Origin of the sequence: Salipaludibacillus sp. CUR1, from assembly GCF_021028955.1 — a bacterium.
GTDB lineage: Bacteria > Bacillota > Bacilli > Bacillales > Salisediminibacteriaceae > Salipaludibacillus.
Genome location: NZ_JAIWPE010000039.1, coordinates 42,488 through 64,683, shown reverse-complemented (window position 1 = coordinate 64,683; position 22,196 = coordinate 42,488). Strand labels below are relative to the sequence as shown.

Genomic DNA, 22,196 nt, shown 5'->3' with positions numbered 1-22,196 from the left:
CCAATAAATGAACTTGCCTAAGGTGATTTTACCAGTTATAGCAATAGCTCTTCTTGCAGTCTTTATATTCTTTATGGGTAATGAAGAAGAAATAATAGACGAACCAAACACAGCTGAAGGATCTGACGAGCAAAACGAAGCAGACGCAGACCCGGAAGAAAACGAAATGATAGAATATTCCGGATCCTTCCCTCTCACCGGTATAAAAACAGATGAGAAGGCAGACCACCGGGCTTTTGGAGTCATGATTGAAAACTCGGCGTCTGCTCGCCCGCAATCAGGGTTATACCAGGCCGATGTCGTTTATGAAGTGCTTTCAGAAGGAAGAATTACACGTCTTCTGGCATTTTTCCATAGTCAAAAGCCTGACCGCATCGGGCCTGTCAGAAGTGCCAGAGACTACTACATTTATTTGAATAACGGATACGACGCCATCTACGCCTCAGCCGGAGGCAGCCCTGGAGCGTTTGACTTATTTGAACAAGGCGCTGTGGACGTTATCAGCGCCCTGGACTATGATGGCACGTTTTTCAAAAGGGCGAGCGGGCGTTCAGCGCCCCATAATGTTTACACTTCCTATGATGATTTAATGGAGGCATCTGATCATATCGGCCTGCATTTTAAAGAGCGCCGGCCGCCTGAGCTTCCTTTTTCCGGTGAACCGGAAGAACCTGATCAGGAAGCAGCAGTCATCGGAGTCAGCTACAACAGCAGCGTAAATGATGTGCAATTTACCTACGATGAAGGGGCCGGGGGATATATCCGCTCGGTCGGTGCTGAACGGACAGACGACCTGGAGACGAATGAGCCTGTAGCGCCCAGGAATGTATTTATTGTAGAAGCTTCACACCGCGTGGTCGATGACCAGGGAAGACGGGACATTGATATCGAATCAGGCGGCAGCGCCTACCTGATTCATGACGGAGGTGCAGTGGAAGCAGAGTGGAAAAATGTTGGCGGAGTTATTTTCCCCTTTAAAGACGGCGAACCACTGAATTTTTTACCGGGACAAACGTGGATTAATTTGGTCGAAGATATAGACGACGTATCGTTCGGCGACGCATCTTGAGTTTAATTACCAGCATCACGATTAAAGAAAGGATGAATACATGACATGCAAATTGACAAATTACGGGGAAAAGAACTAGATCAGCTGTTTAAAGCGATTTTAAGTCTGAAAGATGTTGAAGAATGCTACACGTTCTTTGATGATCTCTGCACCATGAACGAAATTCAGTCACTCGCCCAGCGTCTTGAAGTGGCACGCATGCTCATGGACGGTGATACGTATCAGCGGATCGAAAAAGACACAGGAGCCAGCACCGCAACCATTTCCCGTGTGAAACGCTGCATCAACTACGGTAACGACGGCTACAAATTCACGTTGGACCGGGTATATGAAAAATCAGAAGACAAATAAAAAGCGCTTTTTATGGAGACCTGGCTTTTCAGCCGGGTTTTTTTGTTGTTTTGAGAGGGGGGGAGGGGGTGTTTTTCGCACAGGACGAGGAGGCAATCGATGGAAAAGGGTGTCTATCGGCGAAAATCGAGATCAATCAGCGAAAACCGAGGGTCAATCGGCGAAAATCGAGATCAATCAGCGAAAAATCGATTCTATCAGCGAAAACCACCATTCAATCAGCGAAAAACCCCCTCCTATCAGCTAATTTGAATCATTACAATCACCCCGCGACCCGAGTTGACAATTTTCACACCGCGATTATCGAGACTGCCCTGATTTTTTGATATACTATTTCTCAGACGATAAATGCAATGATGATTGGAGATAGAATGATGAAAGCGTACCATGAATGGAGACATGTATTTAAATTAGACCCGGCTAAGCCACTCGACGATGAGTCGCTCGAAAAACTGGCAGAGTCGGGGACTGACGCGATAATTATCGGGGGAAGCGACAATGTGACAGAGGAAAACACGCTGGATCTACTCATGCGGGTGCGGCGCTACAGTGTGGCGTGTGTACTTGAAGTGAGCACGATCAGCGCCGTTGTACCGGGATTTGATTATTATCTGATCCCGTCTGTCCTGAATACCCGCCACATCACTTGGCTGAACGGTCTGCACCACCGGGCACTTAAGGAATTCGGCCATATGATCGATTTTGATGAAGTGCTCTCTGAAGGCTATTGTGTCCTTAATCCGGATTCAAAAGTGGCTCAGTTAACTGATGCGGTGACCGGGCTGGACAAAGAGGACATTGTGGCATACGCCAGAATGACAGACCAGTTATTCCATATGCCGATTTTCTACATTGAGTACAGCGGCATGTACGGCTCGCCGGAAATTGTGAAAGAAGTAAGCGGGATGCTCGAGAAATCCCAGCTTTTTTACGGTGGAGGCATTGAAACACTGGCCCAGGCGGAAGAAATGGCGGAGCATGCAGATACCATTGTGGTTGGCAATGTGATTTACAGCGATTTAAAGGCAGCGCTCAAAACAGTCAACGCGGTAAAAAATTAATTGTATAAGCTCACGGGAAAGAGTAAAATAGAACAAAACAGAACGTACGTTTGGATGGTGGTATGATGAGAAACGAATTATTGGAAGGATTAAACCCTGAACAGCAGGAAGCGGTCAGGCACGGAGACGGTCCGCTGCTGATTATGGCAGGTGCGGGTAGTGGAAAGACGCGCGTACTGACGCACAGAATTGCTTATTTAATCGGTGAAAAAGGGGTGCCGCACTGGTCTATTCTGGCTATTACATTTACGAACAAGGCAGCCCGCGAAATGAAAGACCGTGTGAAGAGCATTATCGGCGGCGAAGCTGAAGATATGTGGATTTCGACGTTCCACTCGATGTGTGTGCGGATTCTCCGCAGGGATATCGACCGTATCGGTTTCAACCGGAATTTTACAATCCTGGATTCAACTGACCAGAAAACGGTCATTAAGCGGCTTGTCAAAGAAATGAATCTGGATCCGAAGAAGTTTGATCCCCGTTCCATTCTCGGGTCAATCAGCTCGGCGAAAAATGAGTTGAAGACACCGGCTGATTATGCAAAAACAGCTAACGGGTATTATGAAGACACCGTTCATAAAGTGTATGAAGCGTATCAGAAGGAGCTGAAGAAAAATCAGGCGCTTGATTTTGACGACTTGATTATGACGACAATCAGGCTTTTTAAACAAGTGCCGGAAGTGCTGGAGTATTACCAGCGCCGATTCCGCTATATTATGGTAGACGAGTATCAGGATACGAACAGGGCACAATATGTGTTAGTTAATATGATGGCCGACCGCCATAAAAATATCTGTGTCGTTGGTGACTCTGACCAGTCTATTTACCGGTGGCGGGGAGCGGACATCCAGAACATTATGTCGTTCGAGAAAGATTATTCGAATGCTACAGTGGTAATGCTTGAGCAGAATTACCGTTCCACGAAACGGATTCTTGACGCTGCCAATAAAGTTATCGACCATAATACAGGACGTAAGCCTAAAAACCTTTGGACACAGAATATCGACGGGGATAAACTCAATTATTATGAGGCTGACAATGAGCATGATGAAGCTCAGCATGTGGTCGGTAAAATTAAGGAACATATAGACAGCGGAAAGTATACAGCTGCTGACATTGCAGTGCTTTACAGGACTAATGCCCAGTCCCGTGTTATTGAGGAACTTTTCGTAAAATCCAACTTGCCGTATACCATTGTGGGCGGCACGAAGTTCTATGACAGAAAAGAGATTAAAGACCTGCTTGCGTATTTGCGGCTTGTGGCGAATCCGGACGATGATATCAGTTTGCGGCGGATTATTAATGTTCCAAAGCGGGGCATCGGCAATACGACACTTGATAAACTTCAGGCGTACGCGAACCATCATGATTTGTCACTCTTCCAGACGATTCAGGAAATTGATCAGGTCGGCCTGAGCGCCAGATTTACAAAGACGCTCAGCGAGTTCGGCGACCAGTTGAGAGGCTGGGTGCAGATGCAGGAATATCTGCCGGTCATGGAACTTGTAGAAGAGCTTCTCGAGAAAACAGGCTACAGGGACATGCTGAAAAATGATAAAAGTTTAGAGGCAGAAGGCCGCCTGGAAAACATAAATGAATTTTTAACCGTAGCAAAAGAGTTTGAAGAAGTGAATGAAGATAAAACACTCGTTGCTTTCCTGACTGATCTGGCGCTTATCGCAGATATCGATCAGGTGGATGACGATGAGGAAGCGGAAGAAAAGCTGCTTCTTATGACCCTTCACTCAGCAAAGGGGCTTGAGTTCCCGGTTGTTTTCCTGATCGGGCTTGAAGAAGGCGTCTTCCCGCACAGCCGGGCTTTAATGGAAGAAGTGGAGATGGAAGAGGAGCGCCGTCTTGCTTACGTCGGTATAACACGTGCTGAGCGCCATCTTTATATGAGCCGGGCCCGTATGCGGACACTTTACGGCCGGACGAATATGAACCCGCCTTCCAGGTTTTTAAGTGAAATTCCTGATGAATTGGTGGAAGAAGCGCAAGGCGGAAGGGCACAGGCAGCGACACCGCCTTGGATGAAGACGTCCCGATCGGGTGGCGGTGGCAGGCCGGCACAAAGCTCTGCCAGGCCTCAGCCGCAGCCTCGAAAGCCATCACCGCGCCCTCAGACAACGACCACCCAGGGAGCCTCGTTTGCCTGGGCAGTGGGTGACAAAGCCCTTCACAAAAAATGGGGCACAGGAACCGTCGTCAGCTTAAAAGGCAGCGGAGAGAACGTGGAACTCGATATCGCTTTCCCTGAAGTTGGCGTGAAGCGGCTGGCCGCTAAATTTGCCCCGATTACGAAAGGTTAAGGTGAGAAGAACATGGCAAATGACGATGTGAAAAAGCAAATAGACCACCTGACAGATCAACTCAATGATTACGCTTATCACTATTATGTTCTGGATAATCCGAAAGTTTCGGATGCAGAGTACGACCACCTTCTTAAAGAGCTTATGAGACTTGAAGAGGACCATCCTGATTTAAAGCGGGATGACTCTCCAAGTGAACGTGTGGGCGGTGAGCCGCTCGACTATTTTAAAAAAGTCCAGCACGATGAACCGATGCTGAGTTTATCTAATGCATTTGATGACCAGGAACTCCGTGATTTTGACCGCCGGGTTCAGCAGGGGCTTGGCTATGAACCTTCTTATATTTGTGAATTGAAAATTGACGGGCTTGCAGTCAATCTTAAATATGAGGCGGGCAGGTTTATTCAGGGGGCTACACGAGGCGACGGAACGACCGGTGAAGACATTACGAGCAACTTACGAACCATTCCGTCCATTCCGCTGAAACTGAAACAGGCAGCAGATATTGAAGTGCGCGGTGAAGCTTTTATGCCGAAAAAGTCCTTTAACCGTCTGAATGAAGAGAAAGAGAAGAACGAAGAATCCTTATTTGCCAACCCGAGAAATGCGGCGGCAGGCTCGCTTAGACAGCTTGACCCTAAAATCGCTGCCAGAAGGAATCTCGATATCTTTATTTATTCTGTTGGGAAACTCGAAGATAAAGAGCTGGACTCCCATCATGAGTCCCTTAAATACGTTAAAGAGCTCGGTTTTAAAACAAATGAAGAGACAAAGCACTGCACAAATATAGAAGAAGTTATCGACTACTGCGAGAGCTGGATGGACAAGCGGGGGGACCTTCCTTACGAAATTGACGGAATCGTTATTAAAGTGGACAGTATCCAGGCCCAGAAAAAGCTGGGTTTCACAGCCAAGAACCCGAGGTGGGCAACAGCGTTTAAATTCCCGGCTGAAGAAGTGGTGACGACTCTGGAAGATATTGAATTAAATGTGGGTCGTACGGGAGTGGTAACACCCACTGCGATTTTGTCTCCAGTCTCTGTAGCGGGTACAACGGTAAGACGCGCTACCCTCCACAATGAGGATATGATTCGGGAACAGGATGTGAAGATCGGCGACAAGCTGACGATTAAAAAAGCAGGGGATGTCATTCCTAAAGTGGTGAATGTTCTGACAGAACAGCGTACAGGTGAGGAAAAAGAGTTCCATATGCCTGAGGAGTGCCCTGAATGTGCCAGCGAGCTGATCCGCATAGAAGGGGAAGTGGCGCTGAGATGCGTGAACCCTAAATGCCCGGCGCAAATACGTGAAGGGCTGATCCACTTTGTGTCCCGCAACGCAATGAATATTGATGGTCTCGGGGAGCGGGTGATTACACAGCTTTTTGAACATAACCTTATAAAAGATGTCGCTGACCTTTACCGGCTCGACAGGGATGAACTGCTGAAACTCGAACGCATGGGAGAAAAATCGACAGATAATTTACTGAACGCCATAGAAGCCAGTAAAGACAATTCATTGGAGAAGCTGTTATTCGGGCTCGGGATCCGTTATGTGGGATCTAAGGCAGCCAAAACGCTTGCTATGACATTCGAGACGATGGAAACTCTTAAAAACGCCACAGTGGAAGAACTGGAAGCTGTCGATGAGATTGGGACTAAAATGGCAGACGCTATAGCTACTTATTTTGAACAGAAAGAAGTTCAGGAATTGCTTAATGAACTGAAAGAGCTGGGAATTAATATGGTTTATAAAGGCCCTAAACTTCAGAGTGAGGATGGAGCTGACTCCTTTTTTACCGGGAAAACGGTCGTTCTTACCGGCAGCATGGAACAGATGACCCGTGACGAAGCCAAAGCTGAAGTGGAAGCACGGGGCGGAAAAGTAACGGGAAGTGTGACAAGTAAGACAGACTTGCTGGTAGCGGGTGAAAAAGCAGGATCGAAGCTGAAGAAAGCAGAAGATCTGAACATTGAAATTTGGAATGAAGAGAGATTTGTGGAAGAATTAGGATAATTTTCACAGATGAAAATAAATCAAAAGGTTGGCTGGATTACAAAGGGACAGTATGAGAAAATAACTGAGAGATTGTTAATCGGCCGACTGCTTGTATATCGACAGATGAACACGCCATGGGCCGGTGGCGAGGAGTGTGGGATGAATGAAGAAAAAGTTAGTTTTTTTGAGTCTTGTATGTGCTGTGATGTTATCCGGTTGTATTCCAGGTCTGGAAAGAAGCGAAGAAGATGTGATCGTGGTGGAAGAGACTGAGGAAGAGGAAGAGATGGAATACCTCATTACCCCAACCATTGAGTCCCCCGACCATTTTTACAGGAATGTGCTCGTAGACGGGACGTACCAGCGGAGTGAATCACGGGGAAGCGTAGCTCATTCGATGAATAGCCGGGTTGATATAAATCAGTTTGAACTGGGTCTCATGGAGATTGCAAGCGGAGTGTATGACCAGGAAGAGTATTTTTTTCAGGAAGGAACTTTTCTTTCCGGAGGGCGGATAAACAGCTGGCTTCGCAGATACGACCCTGAAGAAGAACGTTATATGTACGGCTTGAATCCTCCTTTAGCAGATGAAGAATCAACTGAAGATCAGATGGGCGATAATCCGTTAGTGTTGTCTCATATTATGGAACATAATTATTACACGGGAAGTGAAGAGGATGGTGTGTCATTAGGCGGTGTTGTTATGGGCATATCATTGAATGATGTTTATTACTTCCAGACAGAAGATGAAGATGGCGGCTACCACTTTCATGAAAGAGACATAGACGATGAGGAAGCTCTCGAATACGGCCAGCGGGCTGCCCAGACGATGCTTGAGAGAATGAGGGAAATAGAAGGCCTTGAAGAAGTACCTGTGACGTTTGCCCTCTATCAGGAAGAAGGCCGCGGATCGGTGGTGCCGGGAAGGTTCGTGTCATTAAGCCAGGCTGGCAGCGGAGAGATGGAGCTCGGCAGCTGGGAAGCGATTAATGAGGATTATTTCGTTTTTCCTTCCAACAGGGCAAGAGATGTGCAGCCGAATCTATCGAGCAGTTTCTCGCAGTTCAGGGAAGATATTGAAAACTTCTTTGACCATCAGGTAGGAGTCGTTGGTAAAGGGCGTTATAAAAATGAAAATCTGGATGAATTAAAAATAGAACTGAATCTGCAGTCCCACGGAAAAGCAGAGATCATTGCATTGACTCAGTTTATCAGCGGAAGGCTGGATTCCGCCTTTTCGGTGCCGGCCCCAATTTATGTGTATATTGAGTCGGTTAACGGGCCGGAGGGACTTGTTGTTCAATATCCGGAGCAGGAACCTTATATTCATGTTTACAGATAACCGAATCTCCCCCGGACATATTTAATATGTCCGGGATTTTTTTTACTTAAATTGTAAATCTGCTATAAAAAATTATGTTAATTATGTGAAAACCTCAATTTATTTTCATTATTTTTTATGAATATATATGTTTATATAAAAATGATAACGGATTATTAGCGGCTTTTAATGTATAAAAATACATAACCGTTTGAAAATAAAAAAGTTCAGAATGTTCTTTACTCTTAATTGTGGTATAGTTCTGCTTGTGACTTTTATTTCAGGAGTTACAGTTTATTTGAAATATTTGGATAAATGTATACCGATGTATACGGAGATACTACTATTAAGCCTTTTAAGAGGCCGCTCCTGAAATGAATAACCGGAGGAGGTGACTTCATGGAGCACGCATTGACAACAGCAACTTGGTTCTGGCTTTTTGTTCCAATGCCGCTTTTAGTGATCTTATCAATAATAACGTTTTTTACTGAGAGGAGAGAGTAGATGTGGATACTTCCACGTTAATTACCTTTATTATTTATCTGGTAGGTATGCTGGCAATTGGGCTCGTAGCCTACAAAATGACCAGTAATTTATCTGACTACGTTTTAGGCGGACGCCGTCTTGGCGGGGGCGTCGCTGCATTAAGTGCCGGTGCTTCAGATATGAGCAGCTGGCTGCTGCTGGGTCTTCCAGGAGCGATGTACGCCTACGGGATGACGGAAATATGGATTGGTATCGGTCTGGCGATGGGTGCCTATCTGAATTGGCAGTTTATCGCCACACGGCTTCGAATGTATACGGAAATCGCGGGTGATTCTATCACGCTTCCTGATTTCTTTGAAAACAGATTTAATGATCAGACTAAAATCTTACGAATTGTATCAGCACTTGTTATTTTAGTATTCTTTGCGTTCTATACATCTTCCGGTCTTGTCGGCGGCGCTATTTTATTTGAAAATTCATTCGGGTTCACCTATACCCAGGCGCTATGGATCGGAGCCATTGTTATTATTTCATATACTTTTCTTGGAGGCTTCCTCGCTGTATCCTGGACAGACTTTGCTCAGGGGATCCTCATGTTTTTAGCTTTAATTATTGTGCCTATAGTGGCTATTCAAAACATGGGGGGATGGAATCAAACTGTTCAGCGGGTTGGAGAGATAGACCCTGTTTATTTAGACGTCTTTACCGGAACGACCACACTGGGTATTATTTCACTTCTGGCATGGGGACTCGGTTATTTTGGACAGCCTCATATTATCGCCCGTTTTATGGCAGTTAAATCGAAAGCAGAGATTCCGAAAGCCCGGCTTGTAGGGATGAGCTGGATGGTCTTCGCCCTGTTCGGTGCTATTTTCACCGGGTTTGTGGGAATCGCCTATTTTGCCGAATCTCCACTTGATAACCCTGAAACAGTGTTTATTGAGTTCACTCAGGTGCTCTTCCATCCATGGGTGTCCGGCTTCCTGCTTGCCGCTATTTTAGCTGCGATTATGAGTACGATTGATTCACAGCTGCTTGTATCGTCAAGTGCATTGACTGAGGACTTTTACAAAGCGCTCTTCCGTAAAAACGCTTCTCAGCGTGAACTCGTTTTAGTCGGAAGACTTGGTGTCGTGGCCATTGCCCTGTTTGCGATCTTTCTCGCCTATAATCCTGAATCTACAGTACTCGACCTTGTCGGTTACGCCTGGGCAGGATTTGGGGCAGCTTTCGGCCCGGTTGTGATTCTGGCGCTTTTCTGGAAGCGGATGACGAAATGGGGAGCACTCGCCGGAATGATCGTCGGCGGTGCGACTGTGATTATTTGGGATATTCTAACTGCTAATGGAGTTATCCCGTTTGCTCTATATGAAATTATTCCAGGTTTTATTCTGGCGTGGATTGCCGTTTATGCGGTTTCTCTCGCAACAAAAGAGCCTGAGAAAGAAGTTCTGGAACAATTCGATAAATTTAAAGCAAGCTTGTAAATGAATCTTCTGCACCGCAGGCAGCGGCACTCCGCTGGCCTGCGGTGTTTTTTGCTGTTCCAGAAACTGGGGGGTCTGTCCCCCCAGTTTCTGGAGGGACAGACCCCCCAGTTTTTCCCTGTTTCAGGCTCTGATTGCTTGTACGGTGCTTATTTGATATGATCATACTATTGTAAAGTCAGATTTTGAGCAAAGATTCAGTTATTTTGGAGGTGCGGGAAGATGGAAAGAATCACGAAGAATCAGGTGAAACACGTCGCCCACTTGGCGAGGCTTGAATTTACCGAAGAAGAAATCGAGAAATTTGCTTTTGAACTTGATGAAATTATTAATTTTGCTGAACAGTTAAATGAACTTCACACAGATAACGTAGAGCCGACATCCCACGTCCTGGATGTTCAGAATGTTCTTAGGGAAGATGAAGTAAAGCCTTCATTGCCAAGGGAAGAAACGTTGAGAAATGCACCAGACCAAAAAGACGGGCAATTTAAAGTGCCGTCAGTGCTTGAGTAGGGAGGGAAATAATTAATGGAACTGTTTGATCACACGTTAAGTGATTTACATGAATTGCTACATAAACAGGAAGTAACAGTGACTGATCTCGTTAAGGAATCATTTAAACGAATAAAAGAAGTGGACGATAAAGTAGGGGCTTTCCTTCTTTTAAACGAAGAAAGTGCCATGGCACAGGCTAAAAAGCTTGATGAACAGTTAGCTGAAGGAAAAGCAGACCCTTCAGAAATATTGTTTGGCCTGCCGGTCGGAATAAAAGATAATATGATGACCATCGGGATGAAGACGACTGCTGCCAGCCAGATCCTGGATAATTTTGAACCAGTGTACAATGCCACAGCGGTAGAGAAATTAATCGACGCTAACACGATCACTGTCGGCAAGCTTAATATGGATGAATTTGCAATGGGGTCATCTAATGAAAATTCCAGCTACAAGCTGTGCCGAAACCCATGGGATTTATCACGTGTTCCGGGAGGCTCAAGCGGGGGTTCTGCCGCTGCAGTTGCATCCGGACAAGTTCCTTTTACGCTGGGTTCAGATACGGGCGGTTCTATCCGTGAACCTGCCGCTTTTTGCGGGGTTGTCGGTTTAAAGCCTACATATGGACGTGTCTCCCGTTACGGTCTGATTGCCTTTGCGTCATCACTTGACCAGATCGGGCCAATCACCCGGACAGTGGAAGACAATGCTTATGTCATGCAGAAAATTGCCGGACATGACCACCGGGATTCCACAAGTGTGGATAAGCCTGTCCCTGACTATTTGAAAGCTTTAACAGGGGATATTAAAGGAATGAAGATCGGCGTTCCAAAAGAATTTTTAGCAGCAGGGGTAGAAGACGGGGTGAAGGCCCGCATAAAAGAGGCACTTGCCAAGCTTGAAGAGCTAGGCGCAACGTGCAAGGAAGTCTCTCTGCCTCATTCGAAATACGCCCTTCCGGCCTATTATATTCTGTCTTCTTCAGAAGCGTCAGCCAACCTGGCACGATTTGACGGAATCCGCTACGGCGTCAGAAAAGAAGAAAACGAGCTTCTTCAGACTTATAAAAAGACCCGAAGTGAAGGATTCGGCGATGAAGTAAAACGCCGGATTATGCTCGGCACCTTTGCTTTAAGTTCCGGATATTACGACGCTTATTATACGAAAGCCCAGAAAGTCAGAACGCTCGTTAAAGAAGACTTCGAAGATTTATTCCTTCAATACGATGTGTTAATCGGCCCAACCACGCCTACTGTGCCGTTTGGAATCGGAGAAAATGTTGAAGATCCGTTAACGATGTATGTGAATGATATTTTAACGAACTTGATGAACCTCGCAGGAGTGCCTGCTATAAGCGTTCCATGCGGGCTGTCTGATGGACTGCCTGTCGGTCTGCAAATTATCGGGAAACACTTCGATGAAGAAACAGTATATAAAGTGGCCCATGCCTTTGAACAGGCCACCGACCATCATAAATTAAAGCCGGAACTGTAAGGAGGGAGACTGAGAATGAGTTTTGAAACTGTCATTGGATTAGAAGTGCACGTTGAACTAAAAACGAACTCAAAGATTTTCTGCGGCTGCTCTACCGAATTCGGAGCGCCGCCTAATACCCATACATGTCCTGTCTGTTTAGGCCATCCCGGGGTTCTGCCTGTGTTAAATAAACAGGCCGTTGACTTCGCTATGAAAGCATCTATGGCTTTAAACTGCGACATTAACCGCCTCACTAAATTTGACCGGAAAAATTATTTTTACCCGGATAACCCTAAGGCGTACCAGATTTCCCAATTCGATAAGCCGGTCGGTGAGAATGGCTGGATCGAAATTGAAGTGAACGGCGAGAAAAAGAAGATCGGTATTACCCGTCTTCACCTTGAAGAAGATGCAGGGAAACTGACACACGCAGAAGGGGAAGGCTACAGCCTCGTTGATTATAACCGTGTAGGAACCCCGCTTGTTGAGATCGTATCTGAGCCGGATATAAGAAGCCCTGAAGAAGCCTACGCTTATCTGGAAAAACTGAAGGCGATTATGCAGTACACAGAAGTTTCCGACTGTAAGATGGAGGAAGGCTCGCTGCGTTGTGATGCTAACGTGTCACTGCGCCCTAAAGGCCAGAAAGAGTTTGGAACAAAAACTGAACTTAAAAACCTGAACTCCTTTACCCACGTGCAAAAAGGGCTGGAGTATGAAGAAAAGCGCCAGGAGAAAGACCTGTTAAACGGGGTTAAAATACTTCAGGAGACGCGCCGTTGGGATGACGCCGGAAAGAAAACCATTCTGATGAGAGTAAAAGAAGGCTCTGATGATTACAGGTACTTCCCTGAACCGGATCTCGAAAACTTGTATATTAATGATGAATGGATTGAACGGGTGCGCGAAAGCATTCCGGAATTGCCCGACGCCAGACAAAAGCGCTATATAAAAAAATTAGGTCTGCCGGAATACGATGCGAAGGTGCTTACCCAGCAAAAAGCAATGAGCGACTTTTTTGAAGAAGGACTGGAATTTGACGGTCCTCCAAAGCAGCTGTCTAACTGGCTCATGGGGGAAGTAAGCGCCTATTTAAACCAGAATGGTAAAGAAATTACCGATGTGCCGTTAACGCCCGACGCTCTTGTTAAAATGATTCAGTTAATAGAAAAAGGCACGATTTCTTCAAAAATTGCGAAGAAGGTGTTTAAAGAACTGATTGAAAAAGGCGGGGATCCTGAAAAGATCGTTAAAGACAAGGGCCTCGTTCAAATCAGCGACGAAGGTGAAATCCGGGAAATGGTCGTGAAGACACTGGATGAGAACCCTCAGTCAGTGGACGATTATAAAAACGGGAAAGATAAAGCAATCGGCTTCCTCGTCGGCCAGATTATGAAAGCATCTAAAGGAAAAGCCAACCCGCAGGTGGTCAATAAATTGCTCGTTGAAGAGATTAAACAAAGATAAACGTAAGGAACTCATCTTGCCCTGAGGGGCCAGGTGAGTTTTTTTATCATCAGCTTGTTTTTCCTGAGGATTAACAACTAAGACAAAAGAAAAAGATTTCTCCATAAATTAACTTATAGATAGTCATTAATTTATAATATAGGATTATTATGGTAACCATCGGGCAGGTTTGATATTATGGTGATGCTTATTGATATAGCAGCTTAACAGCAACTAATAATTACCTATCCGAATTTTAGCCGGATTGCAATTAATAGCCTCACAATTGTAATCTGGCTGAAAGGGTAAAGAGGAGTATTATATGAGAGATAAAACAGAGCAGATTAAAAACGCTGCAATTAAAGTGTTTATTAATAAAGGCTTCCAGGCTACCACCCAGGAATTAGCTAATGAAGCGGAAGTTGCTGAAATGACGTTGTTCCGCAAGTTTGGAACAAAGGAACGATTGTTTACGGCTGCGGTAAAATCAGTAGTGGAAGCACAAGATTTTTTAAAGTGGAAGGAAGAAGCGGAAATAAAAGATACGGAAGAGTTTTTACGTGTGTTAATTGATAACCGGCTTAACCTCATTTCACAAAACCGCAGTCTTGTGAGAATGCTATTAGCCGAACGTCTAATGGACAGCCTTCCTGAAGAAATTGACTTGCCTGAAATGATATTCTGTTCGCTTGAGAAGGCCGTGAAGGACCATGCCGAACTGAACAACCTTCATATTGATACGGCCAATTGGGAACGCCAATTAAGCGGTATATTCCTCAGTTACTTGTGCCTGCCCTCTGATAAGGACTATTATGCACAGTCAGAAGAAGAGAAGCAGCATCTGCTTTCTGATTATGTGGCCAGCTTTAAATTAAAAAGGGAATAACTGGGGGGTCTGTCCCCCCAGTTATTCCCTTTTTATTTGTGGAACGCCACTCACCATGTTTAAGAGGAGCGGAGAACCTGTGATAATTATCTGATCCTGCCCCGATTTAGAAGCAAATTGAACTTAAACAGAGATATTATTCTGTCAGTAATAATAATCGCCTGGACAGGCATATTATTAAGGTAAGAGAAGAGGTGTGCTGCTTTACATAGTTATCTGTTGTGTTATAATCACAAACATGTGTGTTAAGGATCTTTGTATATACAGGATTATGATGGAATATTTGGAAAAGAAAGGTTTGTCTTTATAATATGAAAGATTTACTGAAGTTAGCAGTCAGTTTAATAAGTATTATTGGTTTCTTTATTGTAGGGATTGCCGGTATGGTGCTCATCACTTCGGCTGTCATGGGGACTGAAATTATTATAGAATCCTGGACGGCATTATTCTGGTTTGCGGCGGGGACTTTTTTATGGATTATCCCGCTTCAGGTGATAGACTGGATGAAACTTATCCCTGTGCAAAGAAGAATGAGAAGGATCTTGTATCCCTACTTCGTCACGTTCCTTCAAGTTGTCTTTTTTGCCGTTTATATGATTGGGCTGAATTCCACTATAAGCCACGTCGTATTCTCAAATATGGGGCTGGTGACTTTTACATTTGTCCTCATCTTATCAGCACGGCTGATATACACCTGGTTTGTTCGGTACATTAGAAAATATAAAAAACCGCGAGTGGGAGTGTCGGCATAAGGCCGGCAGTACGTCCGTCGCGGTTTAAAGGTTTATATAACATGAACGGCCAATAAGTAAGCATAGACAGCAATTGAGCTTAAACTGAGAACGCCTGTCGTAACAGCCATAGTGACATGTGTGGGGGAAAATCTGGTGTTCCGCTGCAGCCAGACGAAGAGACACAGGAACAAGGCTAAAAGTGAAACAGCTAAAGACAGTTCCTGATTGGCACCAGAAACAGTAAGTAATGAAATAAGAAAGTAGACCTGATAACCGATCAGGAAGATGAAAATATAATCAAACGCATGCTTCACTGCCTTCCGCTCCTTTCGTTGGATAACTTCTGCCATCATCTCAAAACTCAGCTCATCTCTCAATATGTCTTTTGCTTATTTTTTGACGAATATGTAAACTGGATAGGTATATAACCGCTGATCTGTCAGACAGTTCAGTTTTTTATTTGCCGGTTTATTATTTTGACCTGAAGCCAGGCAAAAAAATAAGTTATTTTTTTGTCATCAGCATCATAGATTAGTAAGTTAAGCTGATATTCAGGAAGAACCTGTAACCTGGAATTAAATCTTAGAGGCAGGCCTGACCATAGAAATAAAAGGAATGTCGGCAGCTCCAACACGTGTATAAAAAAGGTCGTGTCTGACAAATCCTGCTTTCTTATATAAGCGTATCGCCCTTTCGTTAAAAGCAGCTACCACAAGCCGCACATCGGATACCTCTCTGTTTGACCGTATCCATTGAAGGATGCTGGCCATAAAGGCGGGCCCGTATCCTTTACCCGTCCATTCCGGGTGGATCCCCAGCCCGAGATCGATGACGTGAGTCTCATTAGGAAGATATATGCCTGCCTCGTATCCGCCCGGCACCCTTGCTTCTTCACCAAGGCAGAAATATCCAAAATACGGTACCTCCGTGAACGTCACCAGGTAATAGCCCTCTTTTAACAGAGCAGAAATAATTTCCTCTGATCCATCCATGCTGTAAAGTTCGTAAGGATACTCATAGGTCCAGTTAGAGATAGACTCTGCAGCTTCCCGAGTCATCTCGTTTATTGAAAACAAAGGCTTGTCATATGTATTCATCTTTTCTTCTCCTTATGGGCGTGTGCATGTAAATGACCAGTTAATTGGAAGGAAGTCTCTGTCAACTCCCGGTAAACCCCCAACTTCCCTGCACAGTTCTGTTGCCTGGTGAATACTGTATTCGTTCAAAAATACAAGTGTGACTATAAGGGTAACCAGGGTTAAAGTAATAATGGTAAACCATTTTCGGTTCATTCAATCACCCCCGCCCCTTAATCTTACAGAAATGATCGAAGCTTGTCATTTTCGTTGAGAAAAAAATAAAATAATCAGTTATTAAAAGAAATCTTACGATATATTTAGGAAAGTGCCTATAATGAGCCCAAAACGTAAGATTCTGAATATTTACAATTAATAATTAATTGATTAAGATATGAAGTAAGTAATCCGGAGGGGTTGCTAATATGAAGCGAAAGGGGTTTTCAATCGAAAAACTATTGATGATCCTTTAAGGTCTTCTGCCGGTAAACTTGCAAAGGAGTGTGAAACTGCCAGTAAGTGAACGGTGTGTGCCAAATTTATCGATGGTATGCAACGGACCGGAAAAAAATTATTAGTAACATAAGTTGCAGGAAGAAGGTTATGTCTAAGATGTATGTAGAAAGTGTAACGTAAAACGGCCCCGTGATGCACGACGGACAGGGCCGTTTTTTTAATGTGCTTTTTTACAGGAGGCTGGGACAAAAAGAAAAGTAACTATAAAGAGAACCGGAAAAACCTTTCGATATTTTAGCTTTTTCACTTAAAGAAGATGACTTCTTACATAGAATAAAGGCAGTGATTTCAGTCCGGGTGCTGTTCAATAAGTTAAAATTAAATTTAATAAGTGAGACAGCGCCTCTATCAGCGAAAAATAGTTTCTATCAGCGAAAAATAGAATCAATCGGCGAATTTCCCTCTTCAATCAGTAGTTTTGAATAATTATTGTTTGACTCTTCTATCAAAAAGTTCCCCACATTTTTATAAAAATTCATCTGCCGATTTATTACAATTACCTAATTAGTTTATCCGTTATTTCCAAGTCGGCGCTTGCCCTAATAAGCGGCAGGGAAGGTGAATTTTTAAAATCTGCAGTCAAGCAGCTTAGGGAATAGTTATAATGTTCAGCTTATCTCTAAAAAGCGCTCAAAAAAGCAGCCGTATTGGCTGCTTCTCATCGATTTAATACTCCTGTGCCTGCTGTTCTTCACGTTGCTTTTGCTTTAATTTTTCCCAGTTAATATGAAGAAGCAGCTGGATATGGTAGTACACCGCTGCAGCGGCTATTCCGATCATAATACTTGAGACGGATTCACTTAATGTAAAATAAAACTGGCCGGTTGCCATAGAGGTTAACGCAAAATAAATCATAGCGACAACTATTCCCGCTGCCCCGTACATACCGAATGAACGCAAATAAGCATGGATAGTTGTAATAGCCTCTTTTTTAAGTAAGTAATCAATCAGGTAAGTTGCCGGCACACCTCCGAGGATAAATACCGGAGCAGTATAAAAAGAGTAAATACCCATTAATAACGCGTAGTTCAGCTCCTGTCCGTGGACAAAATAATATTGGTACCCTGCCAGAAGTGAACTGAATAAAACAACCGACAACACACTTATGAACAACCTGTGAAAGAATTTTGACATTTCTGTGAACCTCCTTTAATAATATACTAAAACAAAACAGGAACTTCAGCTATGATTTTGCTCACACCTGAAGATTTTTTTAAACTCACGTATAAACAGCTTTCAGAGCTGGCGCTTTAAGATATGAATTTTTCCGTTTAACTCTTAATAATACTTTTAAGAATTTGTACTTGTAACTTACCCGAAAAGATTGAAGAAATAAATGAGTTGAAAAAGTATAGAAAAAGGTCTTAAGTATTAATAGGACTTTTACAAAAAAAAGTTGTTATATGTACTGCAGGTTCCTGCTGGCTTGTTAAAAAAGCTTTTAAGAACACTAACATAAAAGACGCTTCCCATAAACGCAACAAGAAGATTCAGAGAGGAATATACAGGAAAGGATTCACAGTTTATTTCAAACTCTCTTCTTCTTAAATGAATTAATTCTAAATAACTGTTATAAATGATATACTGAGGGTATGAATAGTAAGGACGACTCAAATTTATAAAAGTTTATTGAATCGGCGGTTTATGAACCGGAGAACGGAGAAACGCCAGGTGGCATGTTTGCCGCTTTTTATTTTTCCAGAAGTGCGGAGGATAGATTATGAAAAAGGCCAGGTTAATATATAACCCTTCATCTGGAAGGGAACAGGTAAAAAAGCATCTCCCTTACATTTTAGAGAAACTGGAAACAGCGGGGTATGAGGCATCTGCTCATGCCACCACCGGTAAAGACTGCGCAAAACAAGCAGCCGCGCTTGCTTGTGAGAGAGAGTTCGATCTTATTGTAGCAGCAGGCGGTGACGGGACCATCCATGAAGTCATAAATGGTATGGCAGAGCAGAAAAACCGTCCGTCTCTCGGTATCCTTCCGGGAGGAACAACAAACGATTTCGCACGTGCTTTGCATATCCCGAAAAATATTGAATCAGCCTGTGATGTTCTTTTGGAAGGCAAGCTCCAATCAGTGGATGTTGGCAAGGTTGAAAATAAATACTTTATAAATATTGCCGGTGCAGGAACCTTGACGGAACTGACTTACGAAGTGCCTAGCCGGTTGAAAACGATGATGGGCCAGGTGGCTTATTATGTAAAAGGGTTTGAAAAACTCCCGCGCATCAAGCCGTCCCATGTCACCATAGAGTATGACGGCCGGTGGTTTGAGGGAGAAATTATGCTGTTTCTCGTCTGTAACACTAACTCCGTTGGCGGTTTTGAGAAACTGGCCCCGGATGCTTACTTAAATGACGGCCTGTTCGATATGATTATTCTTAAGAAAACAAACCTGGCAGATGTCGTACGCCTCACCGGTGCAGCCATGCGCGGGGAGCATCTCAACGATGAGAGAATTATGTACGTTCAGGCAAACCGAATTAAAATTCATGCCCAAAATGAACTGCAGCTGAACCTTGACGGCGAGTTCGGAGGCTCACTTCCTGGTGAGTTTGTCTGCCTCCACAATCATGTCCAAATGATTGTACCTGACAAAGATTTGGGCTGCTTTCAGGAATTGTACTAAAAAATAAGAGTAGAACCCGGTTGGGGCGGCAGAATGGAATCAGGCTGCTGCACAACCAGGTTTTTCTATAATATAAAAAGGAGCCACGTACATAAGTACGAAGCTCCCTGGGAAGATAATGATTACTCTTACTGTTTTACAATCCAACTTCGTCAACGGCATAAGTGGCATCTTCAGTGCTAAATCCTTCAAATTCCAATTGCTCAATCAATCCACTTCTTGAAAACGCTGAATAGTCAAGATATTGTTCAGCCATTAAGACTGCTTGTTCTCTCCAGTCCACTTCAATGTTTTCAACAGCAAACGTGGCATCTTCCTTATTAAACCCTTCAAATTCTAACTGATCAACCAATCCACTTTTTGAAAACGCTGAATAATCAAGATATTGTTTGGCCGATAAGACTGCTTGCTCTCTCCAATCCACTTCAATATTTTCAACAGCAAACGAGGCATCTTCAGTATCGAACCCTTCAAATTCTAATTGATCAATTAAGCCTGACTTTGAGAAGGCAGTATAATTAAGATAATCCTGAGCTTTACGAATGGCATTTTCCTGTGAGACAGAGAAACTATCTTCTGCAGCTTCTTCTTCAGTTTCTTCAACAACTTCTGTGTTGTTTTCTTCGCTATTGTTATTTTCTGCTTCTGGAGCTTCTTCTTCGTTGTTATTGTTTTCATTATTAGCGAGCTCTTCTTCTTCGTTTTCTTCATTGTTGTTAGCATTGTTTTCGTTGTTCTCATTGTTTTCTTCAACGTCATTGTTCTCAGTGTTCTCATTGTTTTCATCATTCTCATTGTTCTCATTCATTTCACTCACGTTAGATTCATTGTTTAGTGAGTTTGTGTTTTCGTTTGTTGACGTTGCCACATCATCATCTGAGCAAGCACTCAATAGTAAAGCAAATACGCTAATTCCAATTAATTTTTTCATAAGTAAAAACTCCTTTTAATTTTTTAAATTAAATATAATTCATCCATTTAGGCTCCGGGGGGGATCAAAGGAGCAAAGATGACTAGCGCGAACCAGGCTTTTTAAAAAAACCTCATATTAGTTTTCATCCACAGTAGTGTCCATTAGTGAAATTTGACTCATGCTAATTGTAACAGTATTTTTCTAAAAATCTACTAACAATAGTTAAAATTACTATAATATTCATATTTTTAGTGAGTTAGAGAGGTGAAGGTTTTACGGTGGTCAGTAACAGTCGATAGTTATTTCAACCCGCCCCGCCTCCATAAAAAAATAACTGACGCTCTTCGCGCCAGTTACTTCCTTAATACACTTTAGTTGTCCAATCTTCACCATTCCAGACATCGGTGGCTACATCCTCGTAAAATTCAGGTTCGTGGCTGATTAGAAGAATGCTGCCCTTGTATTCCTGAAGGGCGCGCTTTAATTCAGCCTTAGCGTCCACATCCAGGTGATTGGTCGGCTCGTCAAGGACAAGCACATTCGTCTCATTGTTAATAAGTTTGCACAGGCGAACTTTTGATTTTTCACCCCCGCTTAAGACGGCTACTTTACTCTCAATATGCTTTGTCATGAGCCCGCACTTGGCAAGTGCCGAGCGGACTTCATACTGGGAAAAATGGGGAAACTCTTCCCACACATCTTCAATACAGGAAAGATTGTGCTGTGATTTTAATTCCTGCTCGAAATAACCGAGGTGGAGGTTGTCGCCACGCTCAACTGATCCTCTTAATGGAGGAATTTCTCCCAACAAGCTTCTCAGGAGCGTCGTTTTTCCGATCCCGTTCGCCCCTGTCAAGGCAACTTTCTGGCCCCGTTCCATACGGAGGTTTAAAGGCTCGGACAGCGGCTCGTCATAGCCGATCACCAGATCATTTGCTTCGAAGATCAGCTTGCCTGGTGTCCGTGCGGTTTTAAAATGAAACTCCGGCTTTGGTTTTTCCTGAGTCAGTTCAATTTTCTCCATCTTATCCAGCTTTTTCTGACGGGACATCGCCATGTTCCGGGTAGCCACACGTGCTTTGTTACGCGCGACGAAATCCTTAAGGTTGGCAATTTCCTTCTGCTGTTTTTTGTAAGCTGCTTCTACCTGCTGTTTTTTTACTTCATACACATGCAAAAAGTGGTCGTAATCGCCGGCATACCGGTTAAGCTCCTGGTTTTCCATGTGGTAAACGAGGTTAATGACTGAATTTAAGAAAGGTATATCATGGGAAATGAGAATAAACGCATTCTCGTATTCCTGCAAGTACCGTTTCAGCCACTCGATATGCTGTTCATCAAGGTAGTTTGTCGGCTCATCGAGAAGGAGGATGTCCGGCTTTTCCAGGAGAAGCTTTGCAAGAAGCACTTTAGTCCGCTGACCGCCGCTCAAATCATTGACGTCCTGCTCAAGGCCGATTTCGTCAAGACCGAGGCCGCGGGCAATTTCTTCTACCTTTGCATCAATGGTATAAAAATCATTGTTTGTGAGCATATCCTGGATCACGCCCACCTCTTCTAGAAGGGTTTCCATCTCCTCAGGGTCTGCCTCGCCCATTTTCTCATACATGCTGTTCATATCAGCTTCCATATCGTACAAATACTGAAACGCGCTCTTCAGAACGTCACGCATCGTTAAGCCCTTTTCAAGAACAGTGTGCTGATCAAGAAAGCCGACACGGACATTTTTTGCCCATTCAACTTTTCCTTCATCAGGATCCAGCTGGCGGGTAATAATATTCATAAATGTCGATTTTCCTTCGCCATTAGCACCAACAAGGCCGATATGCTCACCTTTCAAAAGCCGGAAAGACACATCATGAAAGATTTCCCTGTCGCCGAATCCGTGGCTTAAATTTTTGACCGTTAAAATACTCATGCGGTTCCACACCTTT

19 protein-coding genes are annotated in these 22,196 nt (G+C 43.9%); 13 read left to right on the top strand and 6 right to left on the bottom strand.

Going from position 1 to position 22,196, the window contains the following annotated elements; all coding sequences use genetic code 11:
- The first annotated feature begins 7 nt into the window (after window positions 1-7).
- The 12 genes from K8O68_RS09025 to K8O68_RS08970 all read left to right on the top strand — a co-directional run bounded on the left by K8O68_RS09025 (window position 8) and on the right by K8O68_RS08970 (window position 15,140).
- Entirely contained in the window at window positions 8-1,069 is a 1,062-nt protein-coding gene (locus K8O68_RS09025; RefSeq protein WP_230896569.1) for a DUF3048 domain-containing protein, read from the top strand.
- A 45-nt stretch (window positions 1,070-1,114) separates the two neighbouring features.
- Complete coding sequence (locus K8O68_RS09020; RefSeq protein ID WP_093050547.1) at window positions 1,115-1,420, top strand: YerC/YecD family TrpR-related protein; 306 nt, start codon at window positions 1,115-1,117, stop codon at window positions 1,418-1,420.
- Between the two features lie 374 nt (window positions 1,421-1,794).
- A complete protein-coding gene (pcrB, locus tag K8O68_RS09015; RefSeq protein ID WP_230896605.1) occupies window positions 1,795-2,481 on the top strand; it encodes a heptaprenylglyceryl phosphate synthase in 687 nt (228 codons plus the stop codon).
- 62 nt (window positions 2,482-2,543) lie between these two features.
- Window positions 2,544-4,793: a DNA helicase PcrA gene (gene pcrA / locus K8O68_RS09010; protein WP_230896568.1), complete on the top strand. Its 2,250-nt coding sequence runs from the start codon at window positions 2,544-2,546 to the stop codon at window positions 4,791-4,793.
- A 12-nt stretch (window positions 4,794-4,805) separates the two neighbouring features.
- Complete coding sequence (ligA, locus tag K8O68_RS09005) at window positions 4,806-6,809, top strand: NAD-dependent DNA ligase LigA (protein ID WP_230896567.1); 2,004 nt, start codon at window positions 4,806-4,808, stop codon at window positions 6,807-6,809.
- Between the two features lie 145 nt (window positions 6,810-6,954).
- Entirely contained in the window at window positions 6,955-8,133 is a 1,179-nt protein-coding gene (locus tag K8O68_RS09000) for a CamS family sex pheromone protein (RefSeq protein WP_230896566.1), read from the top strand.
- Between the two features lie 485 nt (window positions 8,134-8,618).
- Window positions 8,619-10,085, top strand: a complete 1,467-nt coding sequence (putP, locus tag K8O68_RS08995) for a sodium/proline symporter PutP (RefSeq protein WP_370640508.1) — start codon at window positions 8,619-8,621, stop codon at window positions 10,083-10,085.
- 222 nt (window positions 10,086-10,307) lie between these two features.
- Entirely contained in the window at window positions 10,308-10,598 is a 291-nt protein-coding gene (gene gatC / locus K8O68_RS08990) for an Asp-tRNA(Asn)/Glu-tRNA(Gln) amidotransferase subunit GatC (protein WP_230896565.1), read from the top strand.
- A 15-nt stretch (window positions 10,599-10,613) separates the two neighbouring features.
- Window positions 10,614-12,074, top strand: a complete 1,461-nt coding sequence (gene gatA, locus K8O68_RS08985) for an Asp-tRNA(Asn)/Glu-tRNA(Gln) amidotransferase subunit GatA (protein WP_230896564.1) — start codon at window positions 10,614-10,616, stop codon at window positions 12,072-12,074.
- A gap of 15 nt (window positions 12,075-12,089) precedes the next feature.
- On the top strand, window positions 12,090-13,523 hold the full coding sequence (gene gatB, locus K8O68_RS08980) for an Asp-tRNA(Asn)/Glu-tRNA(Gln) amidotransferase subunit GatB (protein ID WP_230896563.1): 1,434 nt from the start codon (window positions 12,090-12,092) through the stop codon (window positions 13,521-13,523).
- Window positions 13,524-13,824: 301 nt separating this feature from the next.
- On the top strand, window positions 13,825-14,388 hold the full coding sequence (locus tag K8O68_RS08975) for a TetR/AcrR family transcriptional regulator (protein ID WP_230896562.1): 564 nt from the start codon (window positions 13,825-13,827) through the stop codon (window positions 14,386-14,388).
- A 311-nt stretch (window positions 14,389-14,699) separates the two neighbouring features.
- Complete coding sequence (locus K8O68_RS08970; RefSeq protein ID WP_230896561.1) at window positions 14,700-15,140, top strand: hypothetical protein; 441 nt, start codon at window positions 14,700-14,702, stop codon at window positions 15,138-15,140.
- A 32-nt stretch (window positions 15,141-15,172) separates the two neighbouring features.
- Here K8O68_RS08970 and K8O68_RS08965 read toward each other — a convergent pair whose 3' ends face one another.
- From K8O68_RS08965 to K8O68_RS08950, 4 genes are all read right to left on the bottom strand, one after another.
- Window positions 15,173-15,475 (bottom strand): hypothetical protein, encoded by a 303-nt coding sequence (locus K8O68_RS08965; RefSeq protein ID WP_230896560.1) that lies wholly within the window; start codon window positions 15,473-15,475, stop codon window positions 15,173-15,175.
- Between the two features lie 222 nt (window positions 15,476-15,697).
- On the bottom strand, window positions 15,698-16,219 hold the full coding sequence (locus tag K8O68_RS08960) for a GNAT family N-acetyltransferase (RefSeq protein ID WP_230896559.1): 522 nt from the start codon (window positions 16,217-16,219) through the stop codon (window positions 15,698-15,700).
- A gap of 12 nt (window positions 16,220-16,231) precedes the next feature.
- The gene (locus tag K8O68_RS08955) at window positions 16,232-16,414 is read right to left on the bottom strand and encodes a hypothetical protein (RefSeq protein ID WP_230896558.1); all 183 of its coding nucleotides are present in this window, start codon (window positions 16,412-16,414) and stop codon (window positions 16,232-16,234) included.
- Window positions 16,415-17,380: 966 nt separating this feature from the next.
- Window positions 17,381-17,848 carry a hypothetical protein gene (locus tag K8O68_RS08950; protein WP_230896557.1) on the bottom strand — a complete coding sequence of 156 codons (468 nt, stop codon included), beginning with the start codon at window positions 17,846-17,848 and terminating at the stop codon, window positions 17,381-17,383.
- Window positions 17,849-18,434: 586 nt separating this feature from the next.
- Here K8O68_RS08950 and K8O68_RS08945 point away from each other — a divergent pair.
- Window positions 18,435-19,349 (top strand): diacylglycerol kinase, encoded by a 915-nt coding sequence (locus K8O68_RS08945; protein WP_230896556.1) that lies wholly within the window; start codon window positions 18,435-18,437, stop codon window positions 19,347-19,349.
- Window positions 19,350-19,485: 136 nt separating this feature from the next.
- Here K8O68_RS08945 and K8O68_RS08940 read toward each other — a convergent pair whose 3' ends face one another.
- Both K8O68_RS08940 and K8O68_RS08935 read right to left on the bottom strand, forming a co-directional pair.
- The gene (locus K8O68_RS08940) at window positions 19,486-20,280 is read right to left on the bottom strand and encodes an Ltp family lipoprotein (RefSeq protein ID WP_230896555.1); all 795 of its coding nucleotides are present in this window, start codon (window positions 20,278-20,280) and stop codon (window positions 19,486-19,488) included.
- 343 nt (window positions 20,281-20,623) lie between these two features.
- Window positions 20,624-22,180, bottom strand: coding sequence for an ABC-F family ATP-binding cassette domain-containing protein (locus K8O68_RS08935; RefSeq protein WP_230896554.1), 1,557 nt, complete (start codon window positions 22,178-22,180; stop codon window positions 20,624-20,626).
- Between the last annotated feature and the right edge of the window lie 16 nt (window positions 22,181-22,196).